The following is a 15953-nucleotide window of genomic DNA, read 5'->3' as shown; positions in this document are numbered from 1 at the left end:
GGCCGGGATAAGAATATCCCGGCCATTTAGTTAAACCTACAACTGTTACACTGTTTGTAACACTATTATCACTTATGCAAGTATTTTATCAGTTCATCATCGAAGCGGATTGCAGGTCGCGCGATTCGATTTCCTGTTCCGTAGGCGCTACCATCCGCTGGCGGATGTAACGTTTCTTGGAAATACGTCCCATACCGAACTTCGCCATCGCCTTGTCTACCACATAATAAATTACGGGCACCACGATCAGCGTGAGGAACATCGAGGTGATGAGACCACCGATGATCACCCATGCCAGGCCGTTCTTGGTCGAGGCCACACCACCCGTTGCCAGAGCGATCGGCAACATACCGATCACCATCGCGATGGTGGTCATGAGGATCGGGCGGAGACGGGCGTGGTTGGCGTGGATGAGCGCGTCGTAAGTGCTCTGGCCTTCTTCCTTCATCTGGTTGGTAAAGTCGACGAGGATGATCGCGTTCTTCGCCACCAGACCGATCAGCATGATCATACCCAGGATGGTAAAGATGTTCAGCGTATTGTTGGTCAACGCCAGCGCCAGCAAGGCACCGATGATGGCCAGCGGGATGGAGAACATCACCACGAAAGGATAGATGTAGTTGTCGTACAGCGCCACCATGATGAGGTACACCATAATAATGGAGATGAGCAGTGCCACACCGAGGGTAGAGAACGAGTCGCCCTGGTTTTCGGCGTCGCCGCCCAGCACAAAGCTTACGCCCATGGGTTTCGGCAGCTCGTTGAGCTTTTTCACGAACTCCTGGGTTACCGTACCCGCGGGCTTACCCATCACCTGGCTCTGGATAGACACCGAGGTGCTCTTGTCGCGGCGCTCGAGGCGGCTCGGGCCGGAACCTTCGGTGATGGTCGCGAATTGCGCCAGTTTCACCAGCTCACCTTTGTCGTTCTTGAAATCGATATTGGAAACGTCCTGGATGTTGCGGCGGTTGAAGTCGCCGAAACGGATGTTGATGTCGTATTCATATTCTCCCTGGCGGAATTTCACCTTCGAGTCGTCGGCCGTACCGCTGAACGCGGTCTGCATCGTACCGCCCACGTTTTCGAGCGTGAGGCCGAGTGCCGACATCTTGTCGCGGTCTACCTGCACGTTGATCTCGGGGTTTCCTTCTTCCACAGACAGTTTCACTTCCGTGGCGCCTTCGATCTTCTGCAGCTCTGCCATGCCCGCTTTCGCGAATTTGAACACCGAGTCGAGATCGGTACCCATCACGATCACGTCGATGGGCGCACGCTCTGCCGTACCCATGATGCTCACGGAGGTGGTTTTCACCTTCACGCCGGGGAGGGCCGCTTTCAGCTCTTTTTTCACGCGGGTGGCGATGAGGTCTGCCGCTTCACGCTTGTGCAGATCTATCAGCTGAACGGTGATTTCCGATTTGTAGGCGGTAGACTGGGAAGTACCGAAACCGTCTTCCGAAGTCTGGCCCACGGTGGTGATCAGCGAAGTCACTTCCGGTTTTTTCTCCAGGAAGGCTTCCGCTTTCAGGGTAGCCTGGTTGGTTTGTTCGAGGGATGCGTCTTTCGGCATTTCGAGCATCACGATAAACTGGCCGCGGTCGCCTTTCGGGATGAACTCGCCGCCGATGTACCCGCGGCCCACGAGCTGGAAAGAAGCCAGCAGCAGCACTACGGAACCAACGAGGGTGATCGTTTTGTGTGCCAGCGCCCATTTCAGCATGCCGGTCATCCAACGGGTGAATTTATCCAGCTGGCGTTCAAACCACAGAATGAATTTCTCGAAGAAGTTCTTGCCGGTGAGATGCGTGAGCTTACCGAAGCGGGAAGCCAGCAGCGGCACGATGGTGAACGATGTCAGCAGCGACAGCATGGTCGATATCATCACTACCACGCAGAATTCGCGGAGGATTTTACTTACCAGTTCGTTGGTCAGCGAGATCGGGAGGAACACTACCACGATTACGAGCGTAATGGAAGTTACGGTGAACCCGATTTCCTTCACGCCATCGAACGCCGCGCGCACTTTGTTTTTCCCCATCTCCATGTGGCGGTAGATGTTTTCGAGCACCACGATGGCGTCGTCCACAAGGATACCTACTACCAGCGAAAGGCCGAGCAAAGACATGAGGTTGAGCGAGAAGCCGAACAATTTCATCCCGATGAACGTGGCGATGAGCGACGCGGGGATGGAGATCATTACGAAAATGGCGTTGCGCAGGCTGTGGAGGAAGAGCATCATCACGGCCGCCACAAGGAGTACGGCGATGATGAGGTCATGGATCACGGAGTCGGCAGACTCGAGGGTGAACACGGAGTTGTCGTTCGCGATCTTGATCTTCAATCCGGCCGCTTCATATTCTTTTTCGATTTTCGCGATGGATTTGTGGATTTCTTCGGAAACGGTTACGGCGTTGGCGTCCGACTGTTTCTGCACCATGAGGGCGATAGACGCGTCGCGGTCTACCCGCGCCAGGCGTTCTGCGTCTTTCTGCGCATCCTGCACATCGGCCACGTCGCCCAGGCGCACCTGGGTGCCGGAGGCGGTGGTGGTGAGTACGAGGGCGCGGAGCTGGTCTACGTCTTTATATTTACCGGCCAGACGAACGAGGATCTGCTGATCGGTGGTTTTTACCTTACCGGTCGGGAAATCGAGGTTGGCGTTGGTCACGATCTGGCGTACCTGCATGATGGAGAGCTTGTACGCTTCGAGTTTTTTCGGGTCGATGTTGATCTGGATTTCCCTTTCCTGGCCGCCGATCAGGGAGATCTGGGCCACACCGGGCAAGCGGGACAGCATGGGCTGGATGCGCTTGTCGATCAGGTCGAAGAATTTCCGGTCGTCCATTTTCGCCGTGGCGGCGAGGGTCATGATCGGAAGGTCGTCGAGGGAGAATTTGTTGAGGGACGGCGGTTTGGCATCGCCCGGCAGGTCGGCGAGGATGGCGTTCACCTTCCTTTGCGCGTCTTGCAGGCCGATGTCTTCGTCGGCGTCGTTATTCAGTTCCACCGTAACCAGGGAGAGGCTTTCGGAGGATTTGGAGGTCAGTTTCTTGATGTTTTCCATGGAGGCCACGGCGTCTTCAATTTTCTTGGTGACGGTGGATTCCACTTCCGAGGGCGATGCCCCGGGGTATACGGTGGCAATGGTCACGATGGGCGACGAGAACTTGGGCAGCAGCTCATAGTTGAGCGCCTTGTAGCTCATGAGCCCGAGCAGCGTCAGGATGGTGAATAGCACCACCACTACCGTTGGCCTTTTTATCGATACTTCTGTAATCTTCATTGTGTCGGTTTGTTAAGTCAAGCAAATCGTTACTGTGCCTGCACGGCTACTTTGGCTCCGTTGGTCAGGTTGATCTGGCCGCTGGTGATCACGGTTTCGCCGTCCTGCAGGCCTTCACGGATTTCGACTTTATCGCCGAAGATGCGGCCGGCGGTCACTTTGCGCAATTTGGCCACGCCGCCTTCCAGCACATAGATCTGGTTGCTGTTCACACCGCCCACGAATGCGTTGCGGGAGATGAGCATGGTGGGTTCCTGCTTCGGCATTTCGAAGTTGGCGGTACCGTACATGCCGGCTTTGAGTTGCTTGCCGTTGATATTGGTCACTTCCATTTCTACCGGGTAGCTGAGTGTTTGGTCGCCTTTGGCGGCGATGAAGGTGATTTTGCCGGTATACTGGATTTCGGGGTATACGTTGGTGGTCACGTTCACTTTGTCGCCCAGGTTGAGGTTGACAACCTGCATTTCCGGAACGGTAACGCGGAGTTTGAGCCGGCTTACGTCTACGATGTCGAACATTTTGGTGCCGGCGGAGAGGTAAGTTCCTTTTTCCACGTATTTGGCGTTGATGAACCCGGAGATGGGGGCTTTCACGTACGTATCGTTCACTTTGCGGCTGGCGGCTTCGTAGCGGCTAACGGCAAGGTCGTACTGGAGGCGGGCGTCGTCCATTTGTTTCTGGGTTACGCCGCCGGTTTTGAAAGCGGACTCATATCTGTCTTTATCTACTCTCAGTTGTGCGAGATTGGCTTTTGCGGAAGCCAGGTCGGTACCTACGATCTCATCGTCTACACGCGCCATGATCTGGCCTTGTTTTACGTAGCTGCCTTCGTCTACAAGCAGTTGATTGATGCGGCCGGCGGCTTCAGCGAGGTAGGTCAATTCCTTGAACGGCTCGAAGTTGCCGTTGGCGGCGAACTGCTGATCATAATCCACACGGGTCGCCTTTTCGGTGAGCACGGGAATATCGCCCGAGTTGCTTTGTTTCACGAATTCCGTCTTGGCGACGTTGGCTGCCTTGTTGGCGTTGAGTTTCCAGACGATGGCCGCGAGGGCTGCTATAGTTAAAGTGCCGTAGATTAAAACTTTCTTCATGGCTTGCATTAGTTTAAGAGTGAGGGCAGGTTACCGTGTGATTTGATGAGGTCGAGCTCTGCGAGTTTATATTGGAGCAGGGCTTCGTTATAGCTGTTCTGGGCTTCGGCGAGGGAGGTCTCCGAGTTGAGGAGGTCCGTCAGGTTGGCGAGGCCCAGGTTGTAATTATTTTGGGTGGATGCGTACACCTCGTCGGCGAGGGCTACGTTTTCCTTTTGCGACTTGATGGTGCTGAGGCTGTTCAGGAGGCTGAGCCTTGCGTTCTCGAACGCGGTGGTCAGTTCCATTTTGTTGGCATCCAGTTTTTTGGCGATCTGCTCCAGGGTGTAATTGGCCTGGTTCACGCGGCTGCGGCGGGCGAAGCCGTCGAAGATGGGGATCTTCAATGTCAGCCCGATGGAAGCCATGCCGAAATTATTGGCGGTGCCGTTGTTGCCTTTGAACATGTCGAACTTGTCGCTCAGGCTGTTATAGGAATACCGGCCGTTGAAGGAAAGACTGGGGAAGTATTCGGCGATGTACGCTTTCTTCTGGAATTCCTGCAGCTCTTCGTTTTTCTTCAGCAGTTTGTATTCGGTGCGGTTCGACAGGTTGAATTCCCCGAAATCCGTCGTCACCGCGGCTTTCTGTTCGATGTCGCTGAGGGCGAGGGGAGGGAACTCGAGGTCTTCGGCCACCGGCATGCCCATGGCTTGTTTCAGCTTGTTCTCGTCCACTTTCAGCTGGTTGATCAGCTGGCTTTTCTGGGTTTGGTAGTTCACCAGGCTCACTTTGATGCGGTCGAGATCGATCCTTTTGGCCAGGCCGTTATCTAGCTGGCTTTGGGTGGTTTCGACGAGCTTGGTCATCTTGTCGATATTGCTCTGCACTACGTTAAGTTTTTCCTGTTTTACGAGGAGGCTGTAATACAGTGCGGACACGTTATAGATGACAACTTCTTTCGTTTGTTGCGTTTGGAGGGTGTAATATTCCTCGCCGGAGCGGGCGGCCTGGAGGCCGGTGAAAACGCTCTGGTTGAACAGTTGCTGGTTCAGTTCCGCGGAGGCCGAGGCGTTCCAGGTGGTACCAACGGGGAGAGCCACCGGTTTGCCGGGCTCGTCGCGGTTGAATTCTCCGGGGAGCACCATCACCTGTTTCTTGATGTTGTCGGTGATGTTGGCGTTGCCGGTGATCTGGGGGAGGGCCTGGGCGCGGACTTCCAGGGTTTTCTGCTTGCCGATCTGCTCTTCCAGGCGGCTGACGGCCAGCTGCTGGTTATGATCCAGCGCAAAACGGAGGGCCTCCTGCAGCGACAGCTGTTTCGTTTGTGCGTAAACGTTCGTGGTCCAGGCGGAAGAGAGGAACAGGAACGGTATGATCCATTTTTTCATGCTGTGTATTGTGACGATAGTGTTATGCGGTGATGGCGGAAGGAAGGTATGTTTCCAGCAGCGCCTGTCCTTCCGGGGTGGCGATGCCGTTGATATAATGAACGGTGAGCTGGTACATCACGTCGTGCAGTTCGAACTGCGCGGCGGGGAAGTGCATCGGGTTGAAGAGCGAATCCATCTGGAGGAGCCGCAGGTGCACCATGATGTCTGTCCGCAGGTTGGGCCGGTAGAGCCCTTCGGCGATGCCTCTTTCCAGGTTGCCGAGCACGGTGGCCGCCATTTCTTCCTGTTTGAAATGCTGCACCCGCTTCCAGGCGGAGGGGTGGTATTTCTCCAGTTCGAAGAGGAGGACGGGGTTGGTGCTCCGCGCCATGTGCTCGGTGTGGTTGATAGACATCACGAGCTCATCGATCGCATTCTTTCCGGCGTCGTGACATTCGGCGAGCCGGTCGCGGTAGGTGTCGGTCATATAGCCGGTCACTTCGTCGATCAGTTCGTTTTTGTCGGAGAAGTGTTCGTAAACTGTTTTCTTGGAGATACCGCATTCCCGGGCGATGTCTTGCATCGTGATGCTTTTCACCCCGAAAGTTTTGCACAAGCGCAGCGTTGTTTCCAGAATCCTGTCTCGCATCTTACTTTTTTAATGAATTGATGAATATGTCGGCCAGTTGCACCTGCCACTCCCGCACCCTTTCAAATTCCTCGTCACTGATCTCTTCACTTAAATCCTTGCTAACCAGTGACAGGCGCAAGCCGATCATAGCATGCATATACAAGGCGGCGACCTTTGCCGGGTCTGCGCTTACCATTTCTCCACGGTCGACGCCTTTTTCGATGATGTTTGTGATGATGCCTATTTCCCGGTCGCGCGCGGCTTCGAAGGCTTTGTTCGCGATCCGTACCAGGTGTTTGTCTTTCAACACTTTAAACAATTCGAGCCGGCAAAACCTGCGGGCGAATTCGTGCCTGGTGGCGATGAGCTCCATGAATGCCTGGCGGGCGGTTGCGGCCTGGTCGGCTTTTTCCTGGAGATCGTGGAAATAGGTTTCCCCGGCTTTTTCGAGCACGGCTACGTGCAGTGCCTGTTTGTCGGGGAAATAGTAATACAGGGATGCTTTGGAGCAATGGAGGTCTTCCGCGATTTCGTTCATGGTCGTTTTGGAGGCGCCATAATACGTGAACCGTTTCAGTGCCGCATCGATGATGCGTTCCCTTGTTTCATCCCTGTTTTCAGTCAACATTAACTTTCTGACTTTTTTAGTTACAAAGTCAAAATTAGAAACTTCTATTGAATTTAGTAAGCACAGTTGACCATTTAACGCATTTTTAACGATTTGGTGACAGATGGGAGTTTAGGGAGTTTCCTGGGTTTGAAGGGGCTGCAAGTGGTTGAGGATGAATTGGACGGAAATGGGGCGAAAATCAATATAAATTGATAATCAACAACTTATTATATTAATGGCTAATTTACACAAAAGAAGCTTTTTAAATTACGCATTAAAATCTTTTGTGTAAAAGTGTAATTAATAGGGTTTTAGGCGATTTGAGGCGATGCATAACGATATGGGGCTGCCTATCCTTTAAAATATTTTACCCGACAAAACGGGCTGATTTTCAATTGGATTTCTTTGGCAGGTGCTGTGAATTTTAAGCGGACGTTCAGGAGGAACTCCCAATTTCCGGGAAAAACCTATCCATCGTTCCTTCAATTTTCCACAATTACGCATTAAATATATTTGTGTAAAAACGTCAATAATAGCGGTTTAAGCTGCATGAAAGCCTATCTAACATGCAGGTTGGCTATATCAGGGAAAGTTAAGAGTAATTGATTTTCAATACTTTGCGTGTCACACTAAAGCGGGGCGGGGGCTATAAAGAAACGGCCCCGGTGCGGAGCGCACCGGGGCCGGGTATTGTTACCATTATATACGGTGTGGCTTATTTCAGTTTCTCAAGCGCAGCTTTGAGGGCGCTCAGCATCGCGGGGATCTCTTCCTTCACGCAGGTACCGACGCTCAGGCGATACCAGGGAGAAGTACGGTCGGACCCGAACGCGTAGAACGGAACTACCGCCAGTTTCGCTTCGTCGAGGATGTAGCTGGTAACGGCGCCCTGGTCTTCCAGCACTTTCCCGTCGGCAGTGGTTTTGCCTTTCAGGTCGAGCTTGATGGTCAGGTAAATCGCTGCCTGGGGAGCGATGGCGTCTACGGCGTGGCCGGCTTTCTTCAGCGCGTCGAACCCTTCGTAGATTTTCACGAGGCGTTCTTCCACTTCGCCTTTGAAGTGAGCGAGGTATTTATCGACGTTTTCTTTCTGCACGAGGTACTTGGCCGCGGCTTTCTGTTCTGCCATGGGGCTCCAGGCGCCAACGTGGGAAAGGATGGATTTCATTTTGCTCATCACGTGCTTGGGACCGAGGGCCCAACCCACGCGCACGCCGGTTCCGGCGAAAGCTTTGGACATACCGTCGATGAAGATGGTGTAGTCCTTCATTTCCGGACGGAGGGAAACGGGGTTGTAGTGCTGCGTATCGCCGAAGGTGAGCACCCAGTACATCTGGTCGAACAGTACGTAGAGGGGTTTTTCATCAGCGGAGCGGCTTTTATTTTCTTCCAGTACCATGTCGCAGATCTCTTCCAGTTGCTTTTTGGCGAAGGTGGTGCCGGTCGGGTTCTGGGGAGAGCAGAGGGCGAGGAGGGTAGCGCCTTTGAGGAGGGGCTTCAGCTCGGCCGCGGTAGGCATGAAGTCGTTTTCCACTTTGGTTTCGAGCACCACGTGCTCGCCTTCCAGGAAGTGGGTGTAGTGGTTGTTGTTCCAGGACGGGGTGGCGTAGATCACTTTCTCGCCGCGGTCAACGATGGTGCGGTAAGTAGCGTAAATGATGGGGCGGCCGCCGCAGGAGATCACGATCTCGCTCATGGGGTCGTAATCGAGGCCCTCACGCTCGCTGATAAACTGGCCTACCGCTTTGCGGAGCTCCAGGATACCGTCTGCCGGAGGATAGTTGGTGTATTTATCCCGGTATGCCTGGCAGATTTCGTTTTCGAACTCCAGGGGGATGGGGAAAACCTTGGGATCGAAATCGCCAATGGTGAAATTATAGATCTTTTCACCCTTAGCCTGCTTTTCCTTGATCTCTCCTGCAAGTTTGATTATTTCGGAACCTATCAGCGTTTCGGCTAAATGAGACAGTTTCATATCCCTTGATTTTGATTTTAATGAAATGATGTTTTTTGCGCCCGCAAAATTAACCGATTTGACAATAATTTAAAAGAACCGGCACATTGTTTTCAATATTTTCAATATACAGGCTTTTTCTCGGATATTTATTCAAGAAATGTCGAATTAACTGCATTTTTGACAAGCAGCGTTCGTCTTTCGCATTTTTGTTTGTTGCCATGCGATGTGGAAAAGCCGGAGGTGGATCATTGGCGAAACTTTCTATCTTTGTTTGCCTTACATTTGCAACAATTATTAAGTAACCTTATGAAGTTTATCGTTTCTTCCTCCACTTTACTGAAACAATTGCAACAGATCAGCGGCGTGATCAACTCCAACACCGTGCTGCCCATTCTCGAAGATTTTCTTTTCCAGATCGAAAAGAATGAGCTGACCGTTGTGGCCACCGACCTGGAAACCGTGATGAAGGTGAAACTGGAGGTAGAGGCCAAGGAAAGCGGCCGCATCTGTATCCCGGCCAAGATCCTCATGGATTCCCTGAAGAACCTGCCCGATCAACCGCTGACCTTCAACATCGATCTCAACTCCTTCGCTGTCGAAATCACTTCCGACAACGGTAAATACAAGGTGATGGGCGAAAACCCGGAGAACTTCCCGAAAGAGCCCGCGGCAGAAGACGCCACCAATTTCACCATGATCTCCTCCGCACTGCTCACGGCCATCAACAAAACGCTGTTCGCCGTTAGCAACGACGACCTCCGCCCGCAGATGACCGGCGTGTTCTTCGAGCTCCACCCGGATAATATCACCTTCGTGGCTACTGACGCGCACCGGCTGGTAAAGTACGTTCGGACAGACGTGAAATGCCCGCAGGACGATACTTTCATCGTTCCCAAAAAGCCGCTGAACCTGCTGAAATCCGCTATTCCCGATAACGAAAGCGAGATCCGCATCGCGTACAGCAGCAACCACTTCTTCGTTTCCCACGAGAACGCACAAATGATCTGCCGCCTGATCGACGCGCGTTTCCCCGATTATAAAGTCGTGATCCCGAAAGACAATCCGTATCGCCTCACCCTCGTGAAAAGCGATTTCCAGAACGCCCTGAAGCGGGTGAGCGTGTTCGCCAACAAGAGCACCAACCAGGTGGCGCTGAGCATCAGCGGCTCCGAGCTGCAGCTTTCCGCACAGGATGTGGACTTCTCTTTCGAAGGTAACGAGCGCATGAGCTGCCAGTACAGCGGCGAGGATATGCAGATCGCTTTCAACGCCAAATTCCTCATCGAAATGCTGCACGCAGCGGAGGGAGACGAAATCACCATCGACCTGAGCGCGCCTACCAAGGCCGGCATCCTCCGTCCGGTAGAAAAAGCCGAAGAGGAAGACCTGCTCATGCTGGTGATGCCCCTGCTGATGAACAATTGATCATCGAACGAATCCGCATAGAAAAAGCCGCCCGTTAAAAGGCGGCTTTTTTATTTCCCATGGAAAACCATTATATATTAAACAATTCCGGCATTCTTGTCCCAAACCCCATTTTCCCTCCACGCTTAATTTTTTCTTGTTATATAAATAAATCTATGAATGAAAACCTTCCTTCAGCCGTAAGAAATATATGGGCTGAAACCCGCCACTATTGGGCAAAATGTCGTAATTTCTAAGTGATAACAACCGTAAGAATTCATAACTGATCCGCTTACACGACCTGAAACGCTGGTATGAATGATGGAGTTTTTCGAACATATCCCATCTCACTACCGCACCGCGATGCTGGTGGCTGGGCTGGTGCTCCTCTGGGTGATCGAAGGCGTGATCCCGAGGATGCGGTTCCGGAATAACCGGTTCAAACATGCGGGGACGAACCTGTTTTTCACGCTGACGACGGCGCTGGTAAACCTGGGATTCGCTTTTCTGATCGTAAAAGTGTCTGACTGGACGGCCAGCGAGCCTTTCGGGCTGTTGTACCTCTTCGGGATGCCGGTTTGGCTGCATTGCCTGCTGGCGGTGATGATGATGGATTTCATCGGGGCCTGGCTGGTGCATTGGGTGCAACACAAAACCGCGTGGATGTGGCATTTCCACAAAATCCACCATACAGACACGGCGGTAGATGCCACCACGGCCCTGCGGCATCACCCGGTGGAGAGTGTTTTCAGAGTGGGCGCGTTGCTGTTGGCGATTTTCACGATGGGCGTACCGATGTGGATGGTGATGTTTTACCAGTCGCTCTCCGCTTTCATGAGCCAGTTCAACCACGCCAATATCCATTTGCCGCAAGCGGTGGACAGGGCGCTGAGCTGGGTGATCGTTTCGCCGGACATGCACAAGGTGCACCACAGTCGTTATCAACGGGAGACCGATTCGAATTACGCCAATATATTTTCTATCTGGGACCGCCTATTTGGCACGTTCGTGACCGTGAAAGATACGACCCGCCTTCGTTATGGGTTGGATGAGTACCTGGATGAACGATATCAGCAGATCGGGCCCTTGCTGAAGACACCGTGGGAAGATGTGCCGGTCGCGGACCCGCAGCATCAACAGACAGGATTGCACCAATAGCCAATTTTTTGATCACTTATAATTCGTACACAATGCACCACCCAACAAGTCTGCCCAAGATTGCAGGTTTTGCATCCATTTTCATCGGCGTAGTTGCCGCTGCGTTCGCTTTCATCACTAAATCGCCCGAAGCATCGGTTTACATGGGCTCGGCGGGGGTTACGCTTTGCGTGGTTTCGGCCGTTATTGCCCGCAAGAATATTGATGAATTGCAGATGACCGTTGCCGGTTTGTTTTTGGCGATCGTAGCCACTGCGATCGGGATCTGGCAAATGTATAACCTGTAAACAGCGTAAGCTGGACCGCAAGTTCCTCTCTTAGGCGATGGTGAAAACCATACCCGCCTGATGAAGAACCTCCCGAATCCTGAACGGGGAACTTGCGTTACTATCCTGTTGACTCCCTGGCCGAAGCGACCCTGTGTAACCCGAAAGGCCGGTCCTCCTATCCCGATATCCATGAAACAACGCTGATGATGCAGTCGCCACCTGGAAAGGTAGCCGGCGGATGAATTTCATTCCTTTTACGAGCAAACGGAGAATTTTCGGCGGAATTTCGTCGGAATGGGCTGTTTTTGCTTTTGCGTTCTGTTGCCCCAAATTCGTGAATTCCTGCTGCCAGGCGCGGCTTACTTCACCCGAAAACCTTTACCATAGCGGATCCATCGAATTCCACCGTGCATTGCTCGGGGTGGACCGGCTTGGGTTTCCTGACTTTTTATCGTTCCGCTGCGCAAACAGATTTGCGTTACTTCGCCCTAAAACCCGCGGGGAGGAATTTCCGGTGAAATGTTTTTGGTGGAATCTGCAGAAAGCTTGCTGACGTGATGTTTCCGGGGATGAAGCTCGTGGTTACCGGCGTTTTTTGGTGGAAGTGGAGGTTTGTCGTTTGAAGGTTTCGATATGGCCTTCTGCGGCGTTTACGGGGTGGACGCGGAGGGCGGTATCGGAGAGTTCCCGGATGAGGAGGGTGTCTGTCTGCAGGAAGGTGGTGTCGGCTTTGGAGTATCCGGCGAGGCCGTGGAGGAGGAGGGTGTCTTTATGGAGGCTCCAGGATTGGTATTTGAGGGATTCCAGCTGGATGGAGGAGGCTTTGCCGCCTTTTTTGAGTTGAAACCCGAGGAGGAGGGTGTCTACCCCTTCGGCGGGCTGTACCCAGCGGCCGGGCACGAGGGAGGAGTCGATATGAACCGAATCCAATGCCACGGCGGGTTCCAGCGGCCGTTCGATGAAGATGGTGTCGCTTCCGGTAACGGCTACACTGTCTTTATGCGCTTCACCTTCGCCGTTGTTGCACGCGGCGGCGAGGAGGAGGATCGCTGGCAGGAGGATACGGGTCATACGAATGGTTGTTTACTATATCATATCAAAGATAATGCTAAACAGGTGGTTGTGTCTCGATGGCGCGAATAATCCGTGCAGGATTTCTACCTGCGAGGATATTGGGCGGAATATTTTTCGAGACTACCGGCCCCGCCGCAACAGGGAACTTTCAACGACGGTTATTCCGCTGAAATGCTGCAGATGATCCCCTTACAAAAGATAAGCAGTTAACCCGCAAAAGCTGTCGGATCGGGATGCATTTGGAAATTGTTTCATCAACGCTTAGATTTGTAATCACTTTAGGGGTGTTTTCCCGGAAACGGGAAAACTGAGATGATACCCTCAGTACCTGATGCAGTTCACACTGCCGTAGGGAAAAGTAATACTGAACTCCTTCTCTCACATCCTTAAAGTTTATTGTTTCACTTAAATTCCTTGCAAACATGGAAGTGCTTGTAAACAATAAACTTTATGCGGTGCAGCCGGAAACCTCCGTTACTGCGCTCTTACAGTTTATTCAGCTTTCAACCGGCAAAGGTATCGCCGTAGCGGTGAACCGAAGGGTCATACCCAGGCCAGATTGGCCCAGTACCCTGCTTGTACCAGACGATCAGGTGACCATCATCCAGGCCACTCAGGGTGGATAATGGGGACCGTATCAGCGATGCGCGAGGTATTGAATTCCTAATCCAATACACATGAGGTGGGTAATAGGAAATCCGGGCAGCAACGGCGCGGACAGTGATTTCCCTCATCTAACCCCAATTGGGCAGAAAGCGGAATTATCACCAATGATGCGAAATGTCGATTTCTGTATCCGAACACCATGAGTTGGATAGCAAGAATTCCCGGCAGCGGCGCTCGGACAGTGATTTCCTACATCCAAAACCAGTTGGGCGGAAGACGGAATTATCACCAACGATGCGAAATGTCGATTCCTGCATCCGAACTGCATGAGCTGGTTTATAAGGCAATGCTTCATATCTCGATCGCTGGTGTACGCCGGAAATCCATCATCATTACCGCTCACATTGGAAACGGAGAACGGGATTGCTTCAATTGCAGCGAATTATCTGGCAGACCAGACATGAATACGCGCCATTGTTGGTAATAACCACCGGCTACCGCAAGGTTGCTTTCCAAAGAAGCAAGCCACCATCGCTGAATTACACAGGAATCCACGTTGTCATCGTCAACCAACAAAGACGAAGGCGCAACAACGCTTCCGGCGTAGCGGCCCGAATCGCTGATCACGGCACATCAATTATTTTTTAACGGCATCCGCGCTTATCACAAGGAGCCGAACGAGCTTTTGCGCCCTTCCGGGACGTAAGGCCCTCTTCATGCCCATTCGTAACCTTTTATCTTTTTCAACATGCAACACCGTATTACCCGCACGCCTTTTCCGGCCTCACAGAAGATTTATGTCGAGGGTTCCAGGCCAGACATTCAAGTAGCCATGCGCGAAATCTCCCAGACAGACACGCGCGCTCATGGCCGTCAGGGCGTTTCCACACCTAATCCTTCCGTTACCGTGTACGATACCAGCGGCCCCTATACAGACCCTTCCATTTTCATAGACCCCGCGAAAGGACTGCCCCGTTTCCGCGAAAACTGGATCGACGAAAGGGGAGACGTCGACATACTATCGGCATTGACTTCCGACTACGGCCGTGCACGCCTCGCCGATCCGGCCCTGGCGCACCTCCGCACGGGGGAACCGCCGTTGCCGCGCAAGGCGCGTGCCGGCGCCAACGTCACCCAACTGCACTACGCCCGCAAAGGCATCATTACGCCTGAAATGGAATACATCGCCATCCGGGAAAATCAACGGGCCGACGTCGCTTTCCGGGAAGGAGATCCGCTCTGGCAACAACATCGCGGCACAGGCAATGCGCCCAAGCTAATAACACCGGAGTTCATCCGCAGCGAAATCGCCGCGGGCAGGGCCATCATCCCCGCCAACATCAATCATCCGGAAAGTGAACCCATGATCATCGGGCGCAACTTCCTCGTTAAAATCAACGCCAACATCGGTAATTCCGCCGTCAGCTCATCTATCGAAGAAGAGGTGGAAAAGGCGGTATGGGCTTGTCGATGGGGCGCAGACACCATCATGGACCTCAGTACCGGCAAAAACATCCATGAAACCCGCGAATGGATCATCCGGAACTGTCCTGTCCCGCTCGGGACCGTCCCTATTTACCAGGCGCTGGAAAAAGTGAACGGCAAAGCCGAAGCCCTCACCTGGGAAATCTTCCGCGACACACTGATCGAACAGGCCGAGCAGGGCGTCGATTATTTCACGATCCATGCCGGTGTGCTGCTCCGCTATGTTCCGTTGACCGCCAAAAGAATGACGGGCATCGTTTCGCGCGGGGGCTCCATCATGGCGAAATGGTGCCTCGCCCATCACCAGGAAAACTTCCTCTACACGCATTTCGACGAGATCTGCGAAATCATGAAGGCGTACGACGTCTCGTTCTCGCTGGGCGACGGCCTCCGTCCCGGCTCCATCGCCGATGCCAACGATGCAGCACAGTTCGGCGAACTGGAAACCCTCGGCGAACTGACCCACCGCGCCTGGAAGCAGGATGTGCAGGTAATGATCGAAGGCCCGGGGCACGTGCCCATGCACCTCATCAAAGAGAACATGGACAAACAGCTGGAGCATTGCCACGAAGCGCCTTTCTATACGCTCGGCCCCCTCACTACCGACATCGCCCCGGGATACGACCATATTACTTCCGCTATCGGCGCGGCTATGATCGGCTGGTACGGCACGGCCATGCTGTGTTATGTTACGCCGAAGGAACACCTGGGCCTCCCTGACCGGGAAGACGTAAAACAGGGCGTGATCACATACAAACTGGCGGCGCATGCGGCAGACCTGGCGAAAGGGCACCCGGGCGCGCAGCATCGGGACAACGCCCTCAGCCAGGCGCGCTTCGAGTTCCGTTGGGAAGACCAGTTCAACCTATCCCTCGACCCCGACACTGCCCGCAGTTACCACGACGCCACGCTTCCGGCGGAAGGCGCGAAGGTGGCACATTTCTGCTCCATGTGCGGGCCGCAGTTCTGCTCCATGAAGATTTCGCAGGAAGTCCGCGAGCACGCAGAAAGGGAGGCGGCCATGGCCGAA

11 protein-coding genes, 1 pseudogene and 1 riboswitch are annotated in these 15953 nt (G+C 53.3%); of the genes and pseudogenes, 5 read left to right on the top strand and 7 right to left on the bottom strand.

Annotation, left to right across the window (positions count from 1 at the left end; translation table 11 throughout):
- Positions 1–88: 88 nt before the first annotated feature.
- The 6 genes from WJU22_RS05030 to WJU22_RS05005 all read right to left on the bottom strand — a co-directional run bounded on the left by WJU22_RS05030 (position 89) and on the right by WJU22_RS05005 (position 8945).
- On the bottom strand, positions 89–3283 hold the full coding sequence (locus tag WJU22_RS05030) for an efflux RND transporter permease subunit (RefSeq protein WP_341842168.1): 3195 nt from the start codon (positions 3281–3283) through the stop codon (positions 89–91).
- Positions 3284–3312: 29 nt separating this feature from the next.
- Positions 3313–4377 carry an efflux RND transporter periplasmic adaptor subunit gene (locus WJU22_RS05025; RefSeq protein WP_341842167.1) on the bottom strand — a complete coding sequence of 355 codons (1065 nt, stop codon included), beginning with the start codon at positions 4375–4377 and terminating at the stop codon, positions 3313–3315.
- 8 nt (positions 4378–4385) lie between these two features.
- On the bottom strand, positions 4386–5747 hold the full coding sequence (locus tag WJU22_RS05020) for a TolC family protein (RefSeq protein ID WP_341842166.1): 1362 nt from the start codon (positions 5745–5747) through the stop codon (positions 4386–4388).
- Between the two features lie 22 nt (positions 5748–5769).
- Entirely contained in the window at positions 5770–6378 is a 609-nt protein-coding gene (locus WJU22_RS05015) for a TetR/AcrR family transcriptional regulator (protein ID WP_341842165.1), read from the bottom strand.
- Position 6379: 1 nt separating this feature from the next.
- Positions 6380–6988, bottom strand: a complete 609-nt coding sequence (locus WJU22_RS05010; RefSeq protein ID WP_341842164.1) for a TetR/AcrR family transcriptional regulator — start codon at positions 6986–6988, stop codon at positions 6380–6382.
- Positions 6989–7685: 697 nt separating this feature from the next.
- Positions 7686–8945, bottom strand: coding sequence for a pyridoxal phosphate-dependent aminotransferase (locus WJU22_RS05005; RefSeq protein ID WP_341842163.1), 1260 nt, complete (start codon positions 8943–8945; stop codon positions 7686–7688).
- Between the two features lie 288 nt (positions 8946–9233).
- Between WJU22_RS05005 and dnaN the strand changes: the two genes are divergently transcribed.
- From dnaN to WJU22_RS04990, 3 genes are all read left to right on the top strand, one after another.
- The gene (gene dnaN / locus WJU22_RS05000; RefSeq protein WP_126246035.1) at positions 9234–10352 is read left to right on the top strand and encodes a DNA polymerase III subunit beta; all 1119 of its coding nucleotides are present in this window, start codon (positions 9234–9236) and stop codon (positions 10350–10352) included.
- A 297-nt stretch (positions 10353–10649) separates the two neighbouring features.
- Positions 10650–11489 (top strand): sterol desaturase family protein, encoded by an 840-nt coding sequence (locus WJU22_RS04995; RefSeq protein ID WP_341842162.1) that lies wholly within the window; start codon positions 10650–10652, stop codon positions 11487–11489.
- 32 nt (positions 11490–11521) lie between these two features.
- Complete coding sequence (locus WJU22_RS04990) at positions 11522–11776, top strand: hypothetical protein (RefSeq protein ID WP_126249214.1); 255 nt, start codon at positions 11522–11524, stop codon at positions 11774–11776.
- A 564-nt stretch (positions 11777–12340) separates the two neighbouring features.
- Here the strand turns inward: WJU22_RS04990 and WJU22_RS04985 are convergent.
- Entirely contained in the window at positions 12341–12829 is a 489-nt protein-coding gene (locus WJU22_RS04985) for a lipocalin family protein (protein WP_341842161.1), read from the bottom strand.
- 273 nt (positions 12830–13102) lie between these two features.
- Positions 13103–13204: riboswitch (TPP riboswitch) on the top strand.
- 50 nt (positions 13205–13254) lie between these two features.
- Between WJU22_RS04985 and thiS the strand changes: the two genes are divergently transcribed.
- Positions 13255–13458 (top strand): sulfur carrier protein ThiS, encoded by a 204-nt coding sequence (gene thiS, locus WJU22_RS04980; RefSeq protein ID WP_126249216.1) that lies wholly within the window; start codon positions 13255–13257, stop codon positions 13456–13458.
- Between the two features lie 728 nt (positions 13459–14186).
- Positions 14187–15950: pseudogene (thiC, locus tag WJU22_RS04975) on the top strand (phosphomethylpyrimidine synthase ThiC); the annotation flags it as partial.
- Between the last annotated feature and the right edge of the window lie 3 nt (positions 15951–15953).

This window comes from Chitinophaga caseinilytica (assembly GCF_038396765.1).
Lineage (GTDB): Bacteria > Bacteroidota > Bacteroidia > Chitinophagales > Chitinophagaceae > Chitinophaga > Chitinophaga caseinilytica.
This window is presented reverse-complemented; position numbering and strand designations above follow the sequence as displayed.